Below are 20,371 nucleotides of genomic sequence, written 5' to 3' on the forward strand. Positions count from 1 at the left end.
TCGATGACAGTAGCCCATTTATTCTGAGTTAAGTCAATAAGTGCAAACAAGTTTTGTCCTTTCTCACTTTATCAAGCAGCAAGTGGGGTCTACTCTTATTTGATAAGAGTGTCACCATATAGAGAATTTGGAGACAAAATGAGATCTATACGCCACATCTTTTTCGCGTTGATGGGATTAATCCTTTTTCTCGGCGTAGCAATCATCATCGCCCATTTACGTTCTGATTCGTTGACTCAGCAAATCAACGCCATCTATGAGCAGCGTTATCAGCAATACAAATTGGCTATTGAGCTGAAACACAGCTCTGAACTTCTGACAAAATTCGCGCGTAGTTACGCGGTGACATCTAACAATCGTTGGCGCTATCTGTTTGAACAGGTTCAGGCGGCGCGTAACGGGCAACTTCCTACACCTAACAACTACAATTTTGACTACTGGTCACAGCAGTCTGATCCCAATAAAGAAATTATTCAGCCTGATATCCCAAACCGTCCCGCTCACCCCTCACTGCTAGCGAGGATGCGTGAGGCAGGGATCAGTGAAGCGCACATGTCTTTCTTGACCCAAGCGCTCTCACGCTCACAGGATCTCATCAGTATTGAGCAAACGGCGATGGATTTGATCCAAGGCCGAAAACGTACAGCCCGTGGCATTGAACGTGTGATCCCAGACCCGGAACTTGCCCAGCAAATGCTATTTGGACCGGACTATATTCACGCTACCAATAAAATCATGGGCCCAATCGGCGCTTTCTATGATGCAGTTGAAAAGAAGACTTCCGACGACTTGAAAGTCTTGAAACAAGAGCGTGCCAATATGGATGGCATCGCCATTACCATGGCTGGCATGTTATTGATTGCCGTGCTTGCTACAACCACCTTACTTTGGTTTCGCTTCCTCAAACCACTCGATAACATCCGAAGTACGATTGTCAGCAAGGTACGCGACAAAGAATTTGAATTTAAGTTGGATGTAGATAGACAGGGCGAGTTGAAAGACCTTGCCCAGGCGCAGAATGAAGTGTTGCGTGAAATTGCGGAACGCTTTGAATTCAGCCGCCAGGTTAAGGCATTTTCAGACTTGATTCGCGGTTGTTCTGGCATGGAAGAACTTGGCTTCCAGGTCGCGAATTTCTTTTCTCAACGCCTAGAGTTACCGTATTCGGCGCTTTATGTCGTAAGAAATGACAGCATGAATCTGGTCGGTGGCGTCGGTGTTGATGAGCAATCTGAAGCGATGCAGAAAGAAACAGTTTCTTTCCACCGCACCATTCTGGTCACAAAAGAAACGTTAAGGATTCGCAACGACAAAGACCACTTCGCTTTGACCTTGCCGGTGGGCAAACTTTCTTTGAGTGAAATGTATTTCATTCCTCTGATTGTGAATAACGAAATGGTCGGCGTGCTTGAGTTAGGTTCAGTACGTTTACTTTCTGACAAAGAAATAGACTGGCTCAACGAAGTGCAGGAAGATTTGGCTGTCGGCATTCAGTTGACCCTCAATGCTGAACTTCAAATGGAAGCCGAACAACGCGTTTCCGAACAGCTCAAACTTAATCAACAAATCATCAACGCCATTCCCAATCCAACCTACTTCCGCGATACCGAAGGCACTTACATCGGTGTTAATGATGCGTTCACCGATTTCCTTGGTCTTTTCTTTGTCGATGTCGTGGATAAAACACCTGCAGAGCTTTTCGACAATGATGTCGCCACCATGTTTGTTGAAAAAGAAAAAGAGCTTCTTGAAAACTCGGGATCTGCGGCTTATGACATTGAACTGGCCAATGCGAGTGGCGATGTTCGGATACTGACCGTTTACGAAGCGACGTATTTCGGCGGTGACGGGGAACCGATGGGTATTGTCGGCCTGTTCGTAGATGTGACGACTCAGAAACGCCTCGAATCTGACTTGATTGCGGCGAAAGACCAGGCGACTGAGGCAAGTAAAGCGAAAGGGGAATTCCTGGCGAACATGAGCCATGAGATCCGCACGCCAATGAATGCGATTCTCGGGATGTCTCACCTTGCGTTGCTGACAGATTTGAACGACAAACAGCGCAACTATGTCGGTAACATCGAGAAAGCCGGTAAATCCCTGCTGGGCATCATCAACGACATTCTCGACTTCTCGAAAATTGAAGCGGGCAAACTCACTGTTGAACATATCGAGTTCCGATTCAGTGAGGTGTTGGACAACATCAGCAACATCATTTCAGTGAAAGCGAAAGAAAAAGATCTGGAGCTTATCTTTGATATCGACCCAGATCTCCCAGACGACTTGGTGGGTGACCCGCTTCGTTTGGGACAAATCATCATTAACCTGACCGGTAACTCCGTGAAGTTCACTGAAACGGGCGAAATCATCATTCGTGCCCGCAAAGTCAGTGATGCAAACGAGATCATCGAAGTTCAGTTCGACATTCAGGACTCCGGTATTGGTATGAGCGAGGAGCAATTAGGGCGCTTGTTCCAGTCGTTCTCGCAAGCTGACGGTTCTATTACCCGCAAATACGGTGGTACGGGTCTCGGCTTGACCATTTCGAAGAGCTTTGTCGAACTCATGGGCGGTCGAATCTGGGTGGAAAGTGAGCCGGGTAAAGGATCGACTTTCTCGTTCACTATTCGCTGCGGCCGCAGTGAATCCAGCATCAAAGAGCAGGTTGCACGTACCACGATTCTTCATGATAAACGTGTGCTGGTGGTGGATGATAACCAAGCGTCCCGCGACATCATGTATGCGCTGCTGGATAACCTCGATCTGCGCGTGGCAGCCGTTTCGAATGGTGAAGAAGCGGTTTATGAAGTGGAGTCCGCAGATAAGAGCCATGACGGCTTTGATGTGGTTGTCATGGACTGGAAAATGCCAGGTATTAACGGTGATGAAGCGACACTGCAGATCCGGGACAAACCTCTGAACAAGATGCCGAAGGTTATTCTCGCCAGTGCCTATGGTGAGGACTCAGGGTTGATCAATGAAGAAGTGCAGAAAGTCTTTGACGCTTCATTGGTGAAACCCATCAACCCATCATCTTTGTTTGATGCGCTGATGGAAGCCTTTGGCAGGGAAGAAATGAAACTTGCCAACTGTCGTGAAGCAGAAAAAGACGAAACGGAGGAAATCGACTTTACTGGGCTGGCTATCTTACTGGTTGAAGACAACATGATTAACCAGGAGGTGGCGAAAGGGATTCTTGAACAATTCAACCCGACCATTGAGGTGGCAGATAATGGTCAGGTGGCGCTGGATATGGTGCAAGAGCAGCAATTCGACATCGTGTTGATGGACATGCAAATGCCAGTGATGGATGGCCTGACAGCAACCCGGAAAATACGAGAAATCGAAGCCCTTGCCAGCTTGCCAATTGTTGCGATGACAGCGAATGCCATGGAGCGGGATGTGAAGCAATGTAAGGAAGCGGGGATGAATGATCACGTTTCCAAACCTATTGATGTGAATGAGCTGCTCAAAGCTATTCAGCGTTGGACGTCTGCATCCAAAGAAGCGGTGAAATCTTCCGTAGTGCTCAATGGCAAAAAAGAAGAAATGCCAACGCCAGATATGGACAACATCGACCCGCTCGTACTGGACGCAAGTGAGGGGATCACACGGATTGGCGGCAATGTGGATGCCTACTGGAAAGTGATCACGGCGTTTACGGAAACCAAGCTGGCGGTGATAGACAAAATCCGTGAGCAGCTCGCGAACGATGAGCGGGAAGACGTGGAACTGTTTGCGCATTCCCTCAAGGGTGCTGCGGCAAATGTCTCTGCTAAAGGTCTAGCTGTGTTGGCGGGTAATTTGGAAGATCAGGCGGGTTCTGATCTCAAGATGGAAGCCTCGCTGGTGGATAAAATCGAACAATGCCTGCAGGAGATACATACTTACATTCCAGGCGCAGAGCCTGAAAAAGAGAAAGCAGACGAGGTACAGGCGTTTGCAGGGTACACACCGAGAGAGTTCCGTATTGAGCTTGAACAGCTAAAAATCCTGCTGAATAATTTTGATACGCAGGCTGTCGATTTCATCACAGGTATCAAAGAGAACTCAAAGAGCATGGATGTGGATCTTTCGGGTGTGGAAGATGCGATTCGTAAATTTGAATACGAGGCCGCGGCAAGCAAACTAGAAGCGGTGATTGAATCGCTGGGTGTCGATGAGGTAGATGAAACACCTGAGTTGTTCTGATTTGCTGAGCGAATTGCAGGAAAGAAAAAGCCGCGTGTGGACGCGGCTTTTTTGAACGCGATTTACAGTGAGCGACTGCGCAGTTCGAAAATCAGCTTTTCAGCACTGCATTCGAACTTCAGTTTTACTGTGAGTGGACTCAATGAAAGCTCGGCATTTTCGTTAAGGTCATGGATAACCTTTTCGTTTACTTGCTTTGCCAGATCCAGATAACGTTGAAATTCAGCAACAGCAGTCGCTTTATCTTCTGCGAAGATCTCTACTTCTGCAACTTCATCACCTTCACCGATAACAAAGCCCATTTCCGCTGTTACACCGCATGCATCGCATACTTGGTATTCTTCTTGGCTCATCGCTTTCTCTCTCAATAGCAGCCGCTGGTTGGGTATTTTACCTAGCGTCTGTATGTTGGAATTTATGTAATATTACTACATTAGAGCTTGGGAAATGTAGGGCTTTTCGAAAAGAATTTTGAAAGAAGGTGATGAACCGTTTTGCTATACCCAAACTAAAAAAGCGCGGGGTAGAACCCGCGCTTTCCATGCTTATTTATCGAGGCTTACTCTTCCCACTGAACCAATGTGCCAGATGGCCAGTTCGCACCTGTGTCGTGGTATTTCTTCTCTAGCAGGTGACGGCGGATTTTGAGTGTTGGCGTCAGAAGGCCATTTTCGATGCTCCATGGTTCTTTGATCATCAACACGCCTTTGATTTTCGCGTGTGATTCCAATTCGCCATTAATAGTATCAATCACTTTCTTCACGCGGCGCTCATAGCGTTCTTTGTCAAAATCAGGGAAATGGTGTGGCAACGCCAGCAGGATAGGCCCTGGCATACCAGACCCCACCAGACACATCATTTCTATATTGCTGAGCTCGAACAAACGCTTCTCGATAGGCACTGGCGCAACAAACTTACCTTTCGCTGTCTTGAAGGTATCGTTCTTGCGACCTTGGATGGTGAGAAAGCCTTCGTTATCTAAGAAGCCGATATCGCCAGTGTGCAACCAGCCATCAACAATGGTTTCAGCGGACGCTTCAGGGTTTTTGTAGTAACCGGTGAACAAACCTTGGCTGCGAACCAGGATTTCTTCGTCTTCCGCAATTTTGATTTCGACACCCGGCCCAGCGTTACCCACTGAGCCGATTTTATCGCTGCGGAACGGATAGTTCAGGGTGCTGTACGCGTAGGATTCGGTCATACCCCAGGCTTCAGTAATGTTAAGCCCCAGTTTTTCATACCAGCGCAGCAACGCTGCTGAAACAGGTGCAGAACCACACCCTAGAACACGAGCCTGATCTAAACCGAGATTCGTCGCCACTTTCTTCTTAATCAAGCCAGAAATGATCGGCAGTTTAAGCAAGAAGTTGAGTTTGCTATCCGGCAGTTTTTCTTGAATACGTTGCTGGAACAGCGTCCACAAGCGAGGCACCGAAATAAACAGGGTAGGGCGATGCATCTTCACGTCTTCAATGAAGGTATCGAGAGACTCTGGGAAGGCTGTGCAGATACCTGCATTCATTGCTGTCGCCATGATATAGACGCGCTCTGTGATATGCGCCAGAGGAAGGTAAGAGAACAGTCGCTCCCCTTCACGCATACCGATGTGATTAATCAATTGCTGCGCAGACCAAGCATGTGCACCGTACGTCAGCATTGCACCTTTCGGTAAGCCTGAAGTGCCCGAGGTATAAACGATAGACATCAGGTCATCATCTTGATGCTCTGGTTTTACATCCGCGCGATCATTTTGGGCAATCAAGTCTTTCCAATCGTAACCGCAATTAATGGTTGGGTAAGGGAAAGCAATGGTAGGAATATCTGCACGTTCAACCAAAGAATCTTTCAGTGCTTGTGTGTCATCCAGTTTACCCACGAACAGGGCTTTCGATTCACTATGATCTAGCACATGGGAGATGGTTTCCGTGCCGGCTGTTGGGAAGATGGGCACACTGATGTAGCTGCCGAGCATCATAGCGAGGTCAGCGGTGAACCATTCCGCACAGTTTTTTGAGATCAGTGCGACGCGGTCTCCTGGCTCTAGACCCATACCACGCAGGGCAGTGACGATACGTAACGCTTGGTCAACGACATCGGAGTAGGTGAAGTCGTTGAACTTGCGGTTAATTATCTGTCGAAGAAAAATTTCATTGGGGCGTTCTTCAGCCCAGCGCAGCATTTGTAGATATGGTTTTTGTTGAGCCATAAAAGGACCCCGTATAACTGTAGGGAAAAAGAGTTTGTTTTTAATTCTATGTTACTAGCTTGTTAAATTAGGCGTCTTATAGGACAAGGGTCAAGCTATTCATTCAAACGCTTGTTCAAATTATGATGCATGTAACGCTGTTACAATCGGCGTTAGAGATTTACTGACAAGAATAGCATTTGTCTTTCAGCGTGTTACACCTTGATAACACTTGTTGGTCCACCTTATGCAATGCCCTTCACGCTTCTCATTTTTTGCATCTATATGGCTCAAAATGTAAACGTATGTACTATCTTTAAGACTGTTAAGTTAAGGGTCGGTAGTCGGTAAACCCTCTTTGTACCAACATAATCAAGCTCTACATACGTGAAATCCATTCTAACAACAGCGTTAACAGCGGTAGTAGTGATGTCTTGATTGTTAAAGCTTACGGAAGCCAAAAAACAGGGATAAAGCTATGCCAAAGAGAAGCAAAGAAGATACAGAAGTAACCATCAGGTTAATTCTGGATGCAGTGGTCGATCAGTTGGTGACCTTGGGGTATGACAAGATGTCGTATACCACGCTGAGCCAACAAACGGGGATTTCCAGAACGGGAATCAGCCATCACTTTCCAAAGAAAACGGATTTCATCACGCGCTTGGATGACAGGCTGCTAGGGATCCTGATTGACAGATTGGACTTGGAAGGCGATAAGCGTTCTTTTATAGAAAGCTGGCTGACAGCCCTTCGCTCAGACAACCGTTTTATTGCCGTTCTCCGTCTCTTTTTTCTACACACTGTTTCGTCGGAAAACGCCGTGGAATTCACCAGTCATGCCAGCAGAAAACTGCATGATGTCTGCTGCAACCGCTATGGTGAAGAGTTTGAAAAAGACCTCGAGTGGCTGCTGGGTAAATCCTTGCTTACCATGGCTTGATAAAGCCAGCTCGACAGATTTCTGAGGCTCCTCCTGAAGGAGCCTTTTTTGTGTCCTTCACTTTCTTCTAAAGTGTCCGTTTTCTGTGCGTGAGGAGCCTATTTTTGATCTGAAACAGTAAAAGGCCAAAAAAGGGCTTCTCATTCAAATTTAGGTTGAATTGTTCAAAATTAATTTAATAATGGGCTCTCGAGTTCGAATCCTACACCCATTTGCCAACGAGATTTTTCATGAGCAATTCACTAGTACTGGTCCTTAACGCGGGCAGTTCCTCTCTTAAATTCGCATTGATGAACGCACAAACCGGAGAAGCGATTCTTTCTGGTCTGGGCGAGTGCTTCGGCCTAGAAGATGCGCGCATTAGCTGGAAACGCGAAGGCCAAGACAAGCAAGAAGCCATGCTGGAACAAGGTGGTAACCATCACGAGAAAGCAGTTAGCCTGATTGTTGAGCTGGTGGAGAGCATGGATGTTGGCAGCCAACTGGTTGCAATTGGCCACCGTGTTGTTCACGGCGGCGAGAAATTTGCTGATGCGACGCTTCTAAACGAAGAGGTATTGGCAGAAGTTGAAGCTCTGAGCGATCTTGCGCCGCTGCACAACCCAGCTAACGTGATGGGTATCCGAGCGGCAATGAAAGCTTTCCCTGCGCTGCCTCAGGTGGCAGTGTTCGACACCGCTTTCCACCAAACCATGCCGCAGAAGGCATTCACTGGTGCAATCTCTAACGAGTTGTACACGGACTACGGCATTCGTCGCTACGGTTTCCACGGTACCAGCCACTACTTCGTGACCCGCGAAGCAGCAAAACAGCTGGGCAAACAAGTTGAAGAAGCTAACTTCATCTCTGTTCATCTGGGCAACGGCGCTTCTGTGTGTGCAGTTCGCAATGGTCAGTCTGTTGATACCTCAATGGGCTTCACACCACTCTCAGGTCTAATGATGGGTACTCGCTGTGGTGACCTTGACCCAGGTATTATTGAATTCCTGCTGAAGAAAGGTTGGAGCCAAGAGCAAGTGTTCGAAGCTCTGAACAAGAAATCAGGTTTCTTGGGTGTATCAGGCCTGACGTCAGATGCGCGTGGCATTCTGGAAGCGATGGAAAGTGGTCATGAAGGTGCGAAACTGGCGTTCGAAGTCTTCACTTACCGTGTAGCCAAGTACATCGGTTCTTACATGATTCCTTTGGATAGCATCGACGCGATCATCTTTACCGGTGGCATTGGTGAAAACTCGCTGCCTATCCGCCGTGAAATCCTCAAGAACCTGAAGCTCCTTGGCTTTGTAGAAGATGAAGCTGGCAACGAAGCTGCACGTTTCGGCAACGGCGGTGTTATCGCTAAATCTGACATGCTTGGCGCGGTTGCGATTGTTATCCCAACCAACGAAGAATTTGTTATAGCTTCACAAGCTGCTGGGTTTGCTAAATAAGCGAACAACACCTAACTGAATTTAAAAAGCCGCTGATGAAAATCAGCGGCTTTTTTGTTAATTTTTAGTTCTATTGAAATAAAACTCTCTTTGAAGATTTATTTGTCATTTCATCAAACAGGATTGTCTTACGGCTATTTATTAAATGAAATATATTTTTCAGTCTGCATAAATATAATAACGATTTAAAAAGTTATGATTTTTTTATCGTTTTATTTTCTTGCTTGGCTGTAATTATTGTATTAATGGTAATTAAAAGGTTGTAAATTGATTTTTATATTGAATTTCCCATCTTTCTTGATGTGTATAGGGATCTAATTTTACTAGCAATGAAAGATTATCCTACTAAAAGATACTAGAGTGGCTTTTGATGGTGATTGAATTGGGTTTTAATTTAAAGTGAACAAGACAGTGCCATAATCCTATAATAGTCTGAGTACATAATTATTAGCCCCGTTTTTTTTGGATGGCAAGTTGTTAAGCTAATTGCTGTTATCTAAATTGAGGGTTCATTATGTTAAATATAAAACTAAGTAGTTCAGTGGGTAAAGGTGGTGTAAATCTTTACGAAGATGTGGTTGAAATTCAGCACTCACTAAATAAAGTGGCAAAGAAAATTGGCCTTGACAGCTTGTTGATTGAAGACGGAAAGGTAATAAATGAGCATGAAAGCTCTCCCACATGTTTGGCAATTGGTACTTTTCAGAAAAAAGTCCTTGGGTATAGATACCCAGACAATAAGATCGATGTTAATGGAAAAACTCACCGCGAGCTTAATAAAGTTATAAATGAAAAAAGTGACAAGAGAAGCAGTCTTTTCTTGCCGCTAATTGAACCTGATGTTGGTATTAAAGAAGTAGACTTTGAGCACGCTGCAAGTTCTCTCGACTGTGAACTTGCTGCAATACAAGCTGTGTCGGCGGTGGAATCTGCAGGCTCTGGCTTCTTTCCTTCAGGGCTTCCGGCAATTCTGTTCGAAGCACATATTTTTTCCAAATTTAGTAACCATAAATACGATGAATCACACCCAGACATTTCATCAAAGCGGTGGGATCGTAATCTGTATTCAGGGGGAGAAAAAGAGTACGAGCGTCTACAAAGAGCTATCGACTTAGATCGCAAAGCAGCGTTGATGTCGGCTTCGTATGGTCGGTATCAAATCATGGGATTCAACCACAAAGCATCAGGCTATGACGATGTAGAGACGTTTGTGCGAGATATGTTCTTCGCCGAATCCAATCATCTTAAAGCTTTTGTGGGATTCATAAAAGCAAATCCTAAATTGCATGAAGCGATCAAAGCGTTAGATTGGGCGACGTTTGCTCGCTATTACAACGGACCTGCTTACGCTGAAAATCGCTATGACGAAAAGCTCAAAGCAGCATTTGAAAAATTCAGCGCATGAGCAGGAGGTTAACTATGAGACTTGAAGAAATAAAGCAGAAGCTAAAACTACACGCAAAATCTGTAGCCGTTGCTTTATTAGGTGCTTTGTCCGCGATAGCCATCCCAGTTTGGCAAGTCTATTTTGTCGAAACATCAGACATTAATGTTGAAATTGGAGAAATCCGTCGGGTTAATGCTGAAACCTATCGCGTTGCACTGGCGACTGAGGAACTCCAGTTACTCAAGCCATATATTGATGAAGCCTTGTTCTATGAAGTTGAACCAAATGGGGATAGAGGAGATAAGATTCGTTACCCTAACTTTGACGTAGACACGCTGATAAAAGCCTATGACAGTGCAAAAGTTGATCTGAAAAATATTGCGGAAACAAAAAGGCAATTGTCGCAGTACATCACGACTATTGATGCTTACCTAGATCCAGAAAATAACGAATTTTTGTTGACTGAATTCCGTGTTGGAGAAATGAAAAGCTGGGGTTTAAGTAATTATATTGATGACGATGAAGCGGTTTATTATGAGCGACAAGTTCTGTCAATAACAAGAAACTACTCGGGAATGAAATTTAAAACGGATAGTGGTCCGGCCTTAAACGTACCAGCGCTAAAGTTTTTATTGTCTGATGTGAAGGAAGATCTACAAGAGGTCATTGAGGAAAATGATGCAACGCTGGAAAAGCTACGTGACAACATGCGAGGGATTGATGCGCAGTTGGCAAAAATACAAGGAGAGCAGCAGGGACTTTATAGTTTTTTTGAAGTCGATATCGTAGCAACAAATAATGGACGAGCAAGTGCGTCGTTTCGTCCCGTAGGGATGGTGAGGGTCAACATTAGCGACAATAACTATGTTGATATCAAATTGGAAATGGTCGATTTCCAAAACGCATCAGAGCTACCTCCATCTTCAACTCGTCTATTGAGCTATCGCTCCAAAGAGCTGCATCAGATGCCAGTGGAGGACAGAGACTTGGTCAATGCATTTTGGGGCAGTACAGGACAAGCCAGGTTGCTAAATTTAGACACAAAACATCAGGTCTATTCCTCAAAACCGACGGCTTTTGCGGACAACAGCAATCAAAAAATACTGTTTGATCATCTAAAGAAAGCGGCGGCTTCGCTTTAGATTTTATTTAAGTCACTTTCCGGTTGAGCAGCTAATCGCAGTACCAGAAATTTGAATATAAAACCCCATATCAAGGAGAGAAATGTGTCTGTAGTAATCACTAAAGTTAAAAAGCCACTACTTGAATTAGTTGAACAATTAACATCGATACCACCGAAGGATAAACATCAAATTGATGACCTTTGGATGAAACTGAACCATCTTCAAGCAAAAAGTCAGGTGGAGATCGTACATGTCCACTTCCACCCAGAAGGCAAACAGCTTGATGAGTATGTAGAAATCAAAAACCGTGGGGAACTAACCATTGATATCAGCGGTTGGAAGGTAGAGGCAGGATCGCCAGATCAGGTTTTTGTTTGGCCTCAGGGCAGTTATCTGTCTCCTTTCGAAACCATCTCTGTATATACCAAAAGTGGGTCTGAATATTCCTTTAATTCGAAGAGGCCTATTTGGAATAACCGAGGAGATGTTGCGACATTGACAGACGCGAGCGGTGAAGAGATTTGCGGCTTTGCCTATGGAGATAAAGCGCACCATTCAGTGCTAATTAGCCATATTGAAGTTGATGGGAAGGAAAAACGCACAGAGGGTGATGAATTCGTAGAGCTCACTAATGTATCGGAGAGCATAGTGGATATAGACGGATGGAGACTAAAAGCGACGCGTAACGATGCGGTGTTTGTGTTCCCCAAGGGGGTAAAGTTGGAGCCATCTAGCAGTATCAGAGTTTTTACCAACAAAGCACCTTTGGACTTAAATGAGTTCAGCTTCAATAGTCCGAGCGCTATCTGGAACAATCAACGCGGCGGCTGCAAGTTACTCGATTACAAAGATCGGGAAGTGTCGAGTTATCACTATTAACCTTTAGCGACGACTTAGAAGTGATGGGCGACGGAATGGAGAGAATAAAGATGACCTCAAATATTGATGCCCAAGATGCATTGAAGGTGCTTATTTGTGAAGGTATCCAGATGCTTGAGTACGTCGCCCGTCATGGTGAGCTTTCGATTGATCCCAAGATTGCAGCAGGTGTTTATCGGGCTAAAGAGCGGATTGAAAGCAAGCAGTGGAAAGTGGAAGATGAAATTCTGCTTTTACAGTGTTACGACCAATTAGCAAAGCAAATATACCCTGTCACTTTAGAAAGCCTGAAAGCTGTGAAACCACCTATCAAGCGTGGTAAGTGGATCTCACCTAGTGCCGCTAAAGTGATCAATTGGTATCGGCGTTATACGGTGATCACCTTGCTTATTCTGTTAGTGGTGCAGATGTATTCTCTGTTTGGACACACCTTAACGGAAGCTCTGTACAAAGAGAGTGAGCTAACGTCCAAACCTATGATTGAGTGGTCTCCTGAAACGAAAGCCAATTACCGCTTATTGGCTCATTGGAATAGTGTTTGGTTGTTTGGTGGGCAATTTGCGTCAGATGACGAAAGTGCAGATAGCCAAATGGTTAACCTTTCGGCACAACTGATCGCCGCTGAATCGGTGCTTCAGATGCTGCAAAACTACGTCCTTCCTCTGTTTTATGGCCTTTTAGGCGCGTTCATTTTTGTGCTACGAAGTTTGCTAAACCAGGTTCGTACATTGACCTACACCTCGAGTAGGGAAGTCGGTTATCGCTTAAGGCTCACACTAGGTTGCCTTGCTGGAATGATTACAGGGTGGTTGATGAAGCCGGATATGGGTGAAATGGCTCTCTCACCAATGGCGGTAGCATTCTTGTCCGGATACAGTATTGAAGTCCTTTTCACACTTCTCGATCGTCTGATTGATCAGGTTCGACAGAATCAGCCTTCTCCCGTGGCAAAGTCGCGCATGCCTGACTAGCTTTTGCAGCCGCTTCTTTAACAAAGGTTTTCGCCAATTCTACGAGTAACTTGGTGGTCTCTTCTGCTAAAGCATCCAATGGTTCAGTTCCATTAAGTACTTTCTTAACGCGTATTTCCACTTTTGCTTTCTGTTGGAATTGCTCGGGGGTGAGTTTGGGCTTCTGCGGTTTTGTTTTATAGGCTTTTTTAACCATTTCCAGCGCTTTTATTAGATCAGTCATAAGCGATCCTTCTCTAGTTTAAGCGCAATGTAATCAAACCAAACGGCATGTTCTCGGCTAGATAGCCAAAGTATTCAGTCAATCCCCCTGAGATTCGCAAGTAGGGAATAGATAGCCTGAATACCAATATAAAAAACGAAGGAATATCAAATGATACAAAAATCAAAGTATGTCGTATGGCTGTTCGTCTTTCTTGTTACGGGCTGTTCACTGCAATTGGTTGCTTCGTACGATCCACAAACAGAAAGACAAATGATCCTTATTGAAAAGAAAGTGGACTATTTGTATCGCACTGCTGAATTAACACCACCAGAGCAAAGGCAGTATGCGAGGTTTGAAAAAGAGTATTTCGACATTGAATTGGAAATTCGCTCACTGATACGCAGACAGCTACGACGAGAAAATAATGAAGAGACGATCAAACAAGTCGAAATGTTGGCAAATCTCTGGATCCAAGACCGCCAGGCCCACCAGAAAAATGATGCGCTGGCAGACTTCACAATCAAACGACGTACTTCTCAATATCAACGGATGTTCACTGCACTAATTGAAGGTGAAACCGCCAAAAAAACGGACTAGGGGCAAGCCATGAACCAAAACGTAGAAAATGCTATTCAGCAAGTTTTAGATCAAATCGACGATTCACCGGTAATGAGCGTGCTGGCTGGGGTGCTGAAAAGCCAGATAGACAGACAAAAAGTTGAACTTGAAGAGTTACTTGCTGCAAGAGAGCAAGGTCTTCTGACTGGAGATGAGTTTGAAGTAGAACTTGAAAGAGAAAAACTTATCGCGGAAGCGGAAGTACTAACTGCGCAAATTGCTACAAAGGCGGAAGTGCAAAAGGCAGTGAATAAAGCGTTCAATGTGCTTTTGAAAAGCGTCGCGGTGTAAAGGTGATAAAAGGCAAGCATCGCTTGCCTTTCTTCAACGTAGCTTTAAGGCGAATTAACAATGAAAAAAACGAAGCGAATAATCTGGGTACCTTATGGCTATCGCCGACGTTCTGTCATTCGAAAAGCATCTCGTACTAGCCATTCTGAAAGTGATTTACCAACAAGGTCTTCTGAAGAAACTTTTGAAAGAGGGCAGGAGAGGACTAGCTCTAATAGCTGTGAAATCCAAGTTAAAGCTAAAGGCACAGAGATAACTAATACTGAGCCAGCGTCTAGTTCAAAAAAAGAAAACACCTCAAAGGTGGCGAGTTTTTCTCCGGATTTTAATCCCTACAAGGCTTATCTCAATGACATGATGCATTGCCTCTCGGGTATTCCAGCAGAAACATTCATATATGAACCTAGGATCACGAAAGAGTCTGAGCAAGTGGTCCCAACAGATGAACCTCAAAATAGCACCAACCCAAACGATGTGGATGACGCTGAAACTGCAAAATTGAACAATGCATCAACGGTTAATGACACAGGTAGCGATGAATCGATATCCAGGAAAAATGAAGCAAGGGGATCAGACAAGCAGACCGCTCCTAATGCAGATACGCAGAGCGAACAGAAGTTTACTCAGGTGTTAAAAAAAAAGAATCATGAAGCTCCTGAACTTGCCAACATTTCTAACCAGTGCGACACCAAATTAACAACGCGCTATTTGCAGAGTGATAAACCTGATGTTTGTAGAGGGAGTGAATCCCAACAGGGTAAGCTTGTGCTTAAACCACATCTCCGTTGGCTGACGGGTATACGCCCTTGTTTGCTTGCTAAATAAACCCATTGATAACCCCTAAACGCCCAAGCGTTTCGCCAAGTTTTCTCCTGTTTATCCGCCTAATCTGGCTGTGTCATCACCCAATAGGAGATAAACATGAACCAATTGCTATTTCGACTGTGCGAAGCTTCTGACGGACGCATTTACGCGTTTCTGACCGACCAACCAGACACTGAAGATTTTTTTGATAGTGGCTACAAAGTAGCTTACAAACACCGTGACACTGAAACCGGCAGAGAGCTTCTTGCGCGCTGGCGCTCATCGTTTACGGTGAAGTCGCAAGAATTCGAGATGCTACCGGAACAGGATGAATTGCCCGATGGACTGCAAAGCGCGTTCGATACCATGGTCAAAGATCTGCTGCCAGGCGTAGACGTGATGTTCTGCGACTATAACCTCGCCATTAAGGCCGATCTTCCCATTGGCACGAACATGATGGACACCTACCGCTCTACCGATTTTGTGCTTTTCTCCTGTGAAGAGCTAATAGGCAATGACCCGAATACACAGCCTTACATGGTGTCTTACGCGGCCCCCCGGTATCCAGCGACGGGCAACATCGGCAGTCAGCATCGTATTTACAGTAAGACAGACAGTTTTGCTTTTGCGCGCGCTATCAGTGCCATTGTGAACCAGCGAGAACGAGATGCATTGAACGGTGGGCATATTCGGACTGAAGTCGATGGGTACATCAACCAACCGAATGTTTCAGCGGCGTTTGCCGAGCAAGTCATCAACCGCTTTGTGGAATCCCTGCCGCAGTACAACAGCAGCACCAAAGCCTTAGGTGCGCCTGCTGATTGACAGGAGAGTGGCCTATGAACGCTGAACATATGTACTATGCGGCATTCAGTGCCGCATTAATGGCAGGTGCAGAGCCTGCCTTCGCACAAAGGATAGGCTATCAAATGGCCTACCTTTCTCACCATGCTGAACATCGGGATTTAAAGTCTGAGTTTGATAAAGTTAGTCAAAGCGGCGTTGATGAATTACATGTCAGTGATGCTGATTGTATTGGAGAGCCGCACGTCTCTGAGTTTATACCCACACACAATAAACCAAGGCCGATTAACCCTTTGAGTCACGTAGATTGGCTAAAAGGCGGCGTGCTGAATCAACGTGGTTTGAACCTAACGGCATTTGGTAGGGGGCACCAGCATACTCCTAAACGCCAGAGCAAAATCATCAATGTGACAAAACCAAAGATTGCTGAATGCGAAAGGCTCGAAGAAAAGCTTAACAAGGCAATTCAACATGGCGCATCAGAAACTGATCCAATGGACCTCAACAAATTTTGTATCGCTCTAAGCGAGTTTCACCAAAAATGGTGTGCAGCTGAAAATGAGGCTGGGTATTGGCTAATGATGCACGCTGTACACTGCTTTCTTTGGGGAGCCGCGTTTGAATGGCAGCGTTGTGACGAAGCACTAACGGCGTTAAATCGTTCTAATAAGCCGATGTTTCCAGTGGTTGAAAAGCTTCGCCAGCTCATTATTGAAGGCGAATCTGAACCTTTGCTATGGCAATGCTTAGCGGAACAGATTTGTAATTTGCCCATCGCACAGCAAAATCAATGCTCGATACTGGGGGTAGCGTATCGACCGGGTCTTGTTGATGATTATGACTTGGCATATGAACCGCACCGGCAACTCATGTTGTTACATAGCATGGATGATGCCAAACACTGGTTTGAAACCGCTTAACACAAAAGCCAGTCAATATACTGGCTTCCCACGATATTCAAGATAAAGGAGTAGGATACGCTGAAGGCATTCTTGGCTATACAAAGGAGAATGCCATGCAGCAACAACGTATTCTGATAGACCTCGCAACCCGTTATCACTTTCTTCCCGCCAACATACACCTTTCAAACCCTCACACGCGCCCATTTGCCAGAAGCTGGCTGGCTGTCGATCTATCTGCAGCACTCTCGGAAAGCCTTAATGCGGAAATCGAAGGCTTCGCGGTGCCATACACAGAGGACGAAGCGTTTTATAAGTACGACCAGGCCGAAGGAAAAGCGACGGTCTGTGATAAGCGATTGGCATCTAAAGCTGACTTAGCAATGAAAGCAGGGAAGGCGAAATACTACATTGAGTTCCACTACGTGCACCAACGCCATCTCGCGGACAAAAAAGCGATGCTTAAGCTAAAACAAGATGTCGACCGCGTGAGGGCTTTGAGGGCAGCAACCAAGCAGAATGTGTATTTAGCGATTGGGCTTTGGGGAATGTTTTCGGGTAAAGATGCGGAGCTATTTCATTACTTGGATAACAACAAACACGCGGCCTATGCGTTGGACACCAATTTGACAGGCAGTTCGCAGGTATCGAGGCTGGTGCAAGTTCAAAAAGCTTCAACTGCCAGGTTGGTACTGGCGCTGATATAAGTGCGATTTTTGAGTAAAAAAAAGCCCGAATAGATATGCGGGCAAGAATGGAATCGATTAGTCTATTCATTAATGACTAATCGATACTGATGATACCAAGTTTGCCTTTCTAATAATCGTTGATACAAACGATGTATTCAGTGCTTTTGACGGCGTACATTAATTTTTTGGGTTGAATAGGATCCATACGCGAACCACTTCCCAATGGTTCGCCAGAGTATGAACAGTTAAATCGGATTGGTCATAAATAGCATATTGACCATCATTTTAAATGCTGGGTTTAGCAAGTAAAAAGAAATGGTAATAAGCCAGGCAATGATAGTTAAATCCAATATTCGCATATCTTTTTCCTTTTGGTGTTTTGATTGTTTTAATCCTTTTTTATTTAAATTTAATCGGTTGGGATTGTGACCGCGTGCCATTTCTTATTATATTTTCGTTGAAATGTCACATCTTTATAAATAAATTAAATCTTAATTAAAAGTGATTTATCCCTTGAGGTTTAATTTCAGGAATAAAATTGGTGATCAATGTTTCATTTGGATTTATATAAGTCACAGGGCTCTTTTCTAGAGATCCAAATTTTATTTTCACATTGATATTCGATTCGTAATTTTTAAGCTGTTTTGCTATTTCGCTTTTCAAACTTTCCTTGTTGATTTCTTGGTTTAATTTCGAGCGTAGTTTGTTCGAGATTTCTGATAATATTTCAATTAATCTTTCATGTCTTTCCTCTTTAACAGTATCATTCTTCGATATTATTGAATTTGCCCAATCACCAAGGTTGTTATAGGTTTGCTGGGTGTAATGGTACTTTGCTACTATAGGCGCTTTAATATATGATTTATTTGAATCGTTAGGGGGGGTATGTTTAGCTCTTGTAAGATAGGTAAAGTTGGTAGTTTCATTTCTTTTAACAATATTTTCTTTGACAAGAAAATCAATAAAGCTAGAGGGGGGATTTTTTTCATTTAAAGCCTGCGCTACACATAAATCGAGAAGATCAGTGTTGTCATGTATATCCATTATTAGGTTTTTTAGGTCTAAAAGACTGTCGGACAAACATTCATCAATATTATCATTTACCAAAGCGATGATGTACGACTCAATTGAGTCAACCACATTCTCTGTTAGAATATTCCCACATGAACAACTTTTAATAAGCATTCTAAGTAAGTGACCCTCATTATCATAGAAATCATTAAGATAAATTTTAATCTTATCTGCTAAACCTTGAAAGTCGTCTTGACTGGATTTTGAAATTTTCTTTTTATTTTTATTTTTATTTTCTTTTTTTCTATGCTTGAATAATTCGGAAATGGTTTTATCGAAGTTGATTACTAAATCTGTAACTCCTTCATCACGATAACACTTTATTTTTCCGCAAGTCCATCTTTTTCATTGTCATACAATGCATTTATATAACCTTCCTTTTTTTTAACATGTCCGTCTTGGATGTATATGTCATCGTATAGCCCAGCTCCTTTGGTATCGAGAGCCTCTCTTACTACGCTGCCAAGAGTTTTTAATAGTGGGCCCATTATAAATGATTGTGCAACAGCATTTAAAGTTAACATAAAAACTCTTTGAGGGCTGACACCAGGATGTAATTCAGTCTTAGCCCAAATATTTTTAATTTTCTTTTCTATTTTGTTATATTCTGATTCATGTTTAAGTTCAGCGACATCTAACCTAAGTGATATTTTTTCTAGTTCGTCAATTGAATTTGGGTATTCCCATTGTTTTCTTACTCGCATTGATGAGAGTATTTCTATATCCTTCAAGAAAGTTTCAATTAGAGAAATTTTCTTATCTATAATTTTTAATAAATCTTTTTGGTTGTATTTTTTTATATCTATATTTAACTCATGGTTATTTGAGAATGTAATGGATGCTGAGCCAATAGTCTTGCTATATGTTATTTCATTTTTAAGAGCTTCTTGATCTAGAAACTTCATTAGCCTTGCTGAAGGGCAGCTTAACAAAAATCCACATCTAAAACTATAAACATTTAGTATTAGATCATCTAGGAAGTTTAATGTTTTTTGTTCGTCACTACTTATTTTTCCATCTTGTGGGTTAATCGTCAATGCTCTTTCATTCTCAGTTTCAATGCCAATGGTTAATATATGTTCTGGTGTTCCTCCCGGAATTGGTACTGGTTCTGCTTTTATTGTTACACCTATTTTTGATGCGTATTTTATACAGTCTAGAAGTTTCTCGCTCATTGTCTCTCCTTATCTTTCGCTTTTTATTGGGTTTTTATCACTTCTTAATGTGATAATTAATTTCTTTACTTGGTGATTGTATTGTTTGTGAGGGTTTTATCTTGGTGTTTTTCATTGTAAATCTGGGCTAAGTGTTTTTCCACTTAACTTTTGTTCTATATGATGAAATCATTTTTTAATTTTCAGTGTGTGTAGGGCTATTATTATTTTAAGTGGTGGCTTTTAAATTTTTAGGTCTGATGTGAGTATTGAACTTTGCATGAGTTGGATATTGGTTTTTGATGAGCATATTTAGTGATTGCCGCACAGTTCTTGATGGTTGGCCTAGATTTTTTATTTGTCACGGATTGTTTTTTATAGATATTCATGAAATTTACTGAGGTTTTATGTTTGGTTGATACCTAGATATATCAGTTAGTATTTGACTCTAGGTACTACTCAAACCTCTTCGCCACCTCCGCCGCTTTATTCCCCAACTCCGCAAAATTTGCGGTCCCTTTTTCCATAATTTGCTGTGCCTGTTCGATCACCTGGATGTATTTAGGGTCACCGGTGGCGAGCAATTCTGATAACGCAACACCAATGGCAGTGGTACTAATGGTATTCAGGTTGCGCAGGTTATCGGCAGCATCCTGAACTGCAATGGCGGTTGATTGCGCCACGGACTGCTTTGCTTTCGAGGTGGTGCTCTCGCTGGCCATAACTGAA

General features: G+C 43.7%; 19 protein-coding genes. 13 read left to right on the forward strand and 6 right to left on the reverse strand.

Features of this window, described 5'->3' with window-relative positions:
* Nucleotides 1-138 precede the first annotated feature (138 nt).
* On the forward strand, nt 139-4,191 hold the full coding sequence (locus G5S52_RS00645; protein ID WP_165011354.1) for a response regulator: 4,053 nt from the start codon (nt 139-141) through the stop codon (nt 4,189-4,191).
* Between the two features lie 62 nt (nt 4,192-4,253).
* On the opposite strand, the gene G5S52_RS00650 is transcribed toward G5S52_RS00645, so the two are convergent.
* Together G5S52_RS00650 and G5S52_RS00655 are read right to left on the reverse strand one after the other, a co-directional pair.
* Nucleotides 4,254-4,544, reverse strand: a complete 291-nt coding sequence (locus G5S52_RS00650) for a DUF406 family protein (protein WP_062663733.1) — start codon at nt 4,542-4,544, stop codon at nt 4,254-4,256.
* 206 nt (nt 4,545-4,750) lie between these two features.
* Nucleotides 4,751-6,397 (reverse strand): AMP-binding protein, encoded by a 1,647-nt coding sequence (locus G5S52_RS00655; protein ID WP_165011355.1) that lies wholly within the window; start codon nt 6,395-6,397, stop codon nt 4,751-4,753.
* A 457-nt stretch (nt 6,398-6,854) separates the two neighbouring features.
* Here G5S52_RS00655 and G5S52_RS00660 point away from each other — a divergent pair, with 457 nt between their 5' ends.
* The 6 genes from G5S52_RS00660 (at nt 6,855) to G5S52_RS00685 (ending at nt 13,107) form a co-directional block, all read left to right on the forward strand.
* Nucleotides 6,855-7,316 (forward strand): TetR/AcrR family transcriptional regulator, encoded by a 462-nt coding sequence (locus G5S52_RS00660; RefSeq protein WP_002538662.1) that lies wholly within the window; start codon nt 6,855-6,857, stop codon nt 7,314-7,316.
* 230 nt (nt 7,317-7,546) lie between these two features.
* A complete protein-coding gene (locus G5S52_RS00665) occupies nt 7,547-8,746 on the forward strand; it encodes an acetate/propionate family kinase (RefSeq protein WP_165011356.1) in 1,200 nt (399 codons plus the stop codon).
* 514 nt (nt 8,747-9,260) lie between these two features.
* A complete protein-coding gene (locus tag G5S52_RS00670; protein WP_165011357.1) occupies nt 9,261-10,151 on the forward strand; it encodes an N-acetylmuramidase family protein in 891 nt (296 codons plus the stop codon).
* Nucleotides 10,152-10,165: 14 nt separating this feature from the next.
* Nucleotides 10,166-11,275: a hypothetical protein gene (locus G5S52_RS00675; RefSeq protein WP_165011358.1), complete on the forward strand. Its 1,110-nt coding sequence runs from the start codon at nt 10,166-10,168 to the stop codon at nt 11,273-11,275.
* An 84-nt stretch (nt 11,276-11,359) separates the two neighbouring features.
* Nucleotides 11,360-12,136 (forward strand): lamin tail domain-containing protein, encoded by a 777-nt coding sequence (locus G5S52_RS00680; protein WP_368737434.1) that lies wholly within the window; start codon nt 11,360-11,362, stop codon nt 12,134-12,136.
* 50 nt (nt 12,137-12,186) lie between these two features.
* Complete coding sequence (locus G5S52_RS00685) at nt 12,187-13,107, forward strand: hypothetical protein (RefSeq protein ID WP_235956033.1); 921 nt, start codon at nt 12,187-12,189, stop codon at nt 13,105-13,107.
* On the opposite strand, the gene G5S52_RS00690 is transcribed toward G5S52_RS00685, so the two are convergent.
* Complete coding sequence (locus G5S52_RS00690; RefSeq protein ID WP_165011359.1) at nt 13,028-13,330, reverse strand: hypothetical protein; 303 nt, start codon at nt 13,328-13,330, stop codon at nt 13,028-13,030. The genes G5S52_RS00685 and G5S52_RS00690 overlap by 80 nt on opposite strands.
* A gap of 150 nt (nt 13,331-13,480) precedes the next feature.
* On the opposite strand from G5S52_RS00690, the gene G5S52_RS00695 reads away from it, so the two are divergent.
* The 6 genes from G5S52_RS00695 to G5S52_RS00720 all read left to right on the forward strand — a co-directional run bounded on the left by G5S52_RS00695 (nt 13,481) and on the right by G5S52_RS00720 (nt 17,435).
* Entirely contained in the window at nt 13,481-13,909 is a 429-nt protein-coding gene (locus G5S52_RS00695; protein ID WP_165011360.1) for a hypothetical protein, read from the forward strand.
* 9 nt (nt 13,910-13,918) lie between these two features.
* Nucleotides 13,919-14,221 (forward strand): hypothetical protein, encoded by a 303-nt coding sequence (locus tag G5S52_RS00700; protein ID WP_165011361.1) that lies wholly within the window; start codon nt 13,919-13,921, stop codon nt 14,219-14,221.
* A 60-nt stretch (nt 14,222-14,281) separates the two neighbouring features.
* Entirely contained in the window at nt 14,282-15,046 is a 765-nt protein-coding gene (locus G5S52_RS00705; protein WP_165011362.1) for a hypothetical protein, read from the forward strand.
* A gap of 96 nt (nt 15,047-15,142) precedes the next feature.
* Entirely contained in the window at nt 15,143-15,850 is a 708-nt protein-coding gene (locus G5S52_RS00710; RefSeq protein ID WP_165011363.1) for a hypothetical protein, read from the forward strand.
* A 14-nt stretch (nt 15,851-15,864) separates the two neighbouring features.
* Nucleotides 15,865-16,749, forward strand: a complete 885-nt coding sequence (locus tag G5S52_RS00715) for a hypothetical protein (protein ID WP_165011364.1) — start codon at nt 15,865-15,867, stop codon at nt 16,747-16,749.
* 95 nt (nt 16,750-16,844) lie between these two features.
* Complete coding sequence (locus G5S52_RS00720) at nt 16,845-17,435, forward strand: hypothetical protein (RefSeq protein WP_165011365.1); 591 nt, start codon at nt 16,845-16,847, stop codon at nt 17,433-17,435.
* Between the two features lie 477 nt (nt 17,436-17,912).
* On the opposite strand, the gene G5S52_RS00725 is transcribed toward G5S52_RS00720, so the two are convergent.
* From G5S52_RS00725 to G5S52_RS00735, 3 genes are all read right to left on the reverse strand, one after another.
* On the reverse strand, nt 17,913-18,461 hold the full coding sequence (locus tag G5S52_RS00725) for a hypothetical protein (RefSeq protein WP_205743723.1): 549 nt from the start codon (nt 18,459-18,461) through the stop codon (nt 17,913-17,915).
* A 347-nt stretch (nt 18,462-18,808) separates the two neighbouring features.
* Nucleotides 18,809-19,663, reverse strand: a complete 855-nt coding sequence (locus G5S52_RS00730; protein ID WP_165011367.1) for a hypothetical protein — start codon at nt 19,661-19,663, stop codon at nt 18,809-18,811.
* 434 nt (nt 19,664-20,097) lie between these two features.
* Entirely contained in the window at nt 20,098-20,364 is a 267-nt protein-coding gene (locus G5S52_RS00735) for a hypothetical protein (protein ID WP_165011368.1), read from the reverse strand.
* Nucleotides 20,365-20,371: the final 7 nt, after the last annotated feature.

The organism is Grimontia sedimenti (assembly GCF_011045095.1).
In the GTDB taxonomy this organism is placed as follows: Bacteria; Pseudomonadota; Gammaproteobacteria; order Enterobacterales; family Vibrionaceae; genus Enterovibrio; species Enterovibrio sedimenti.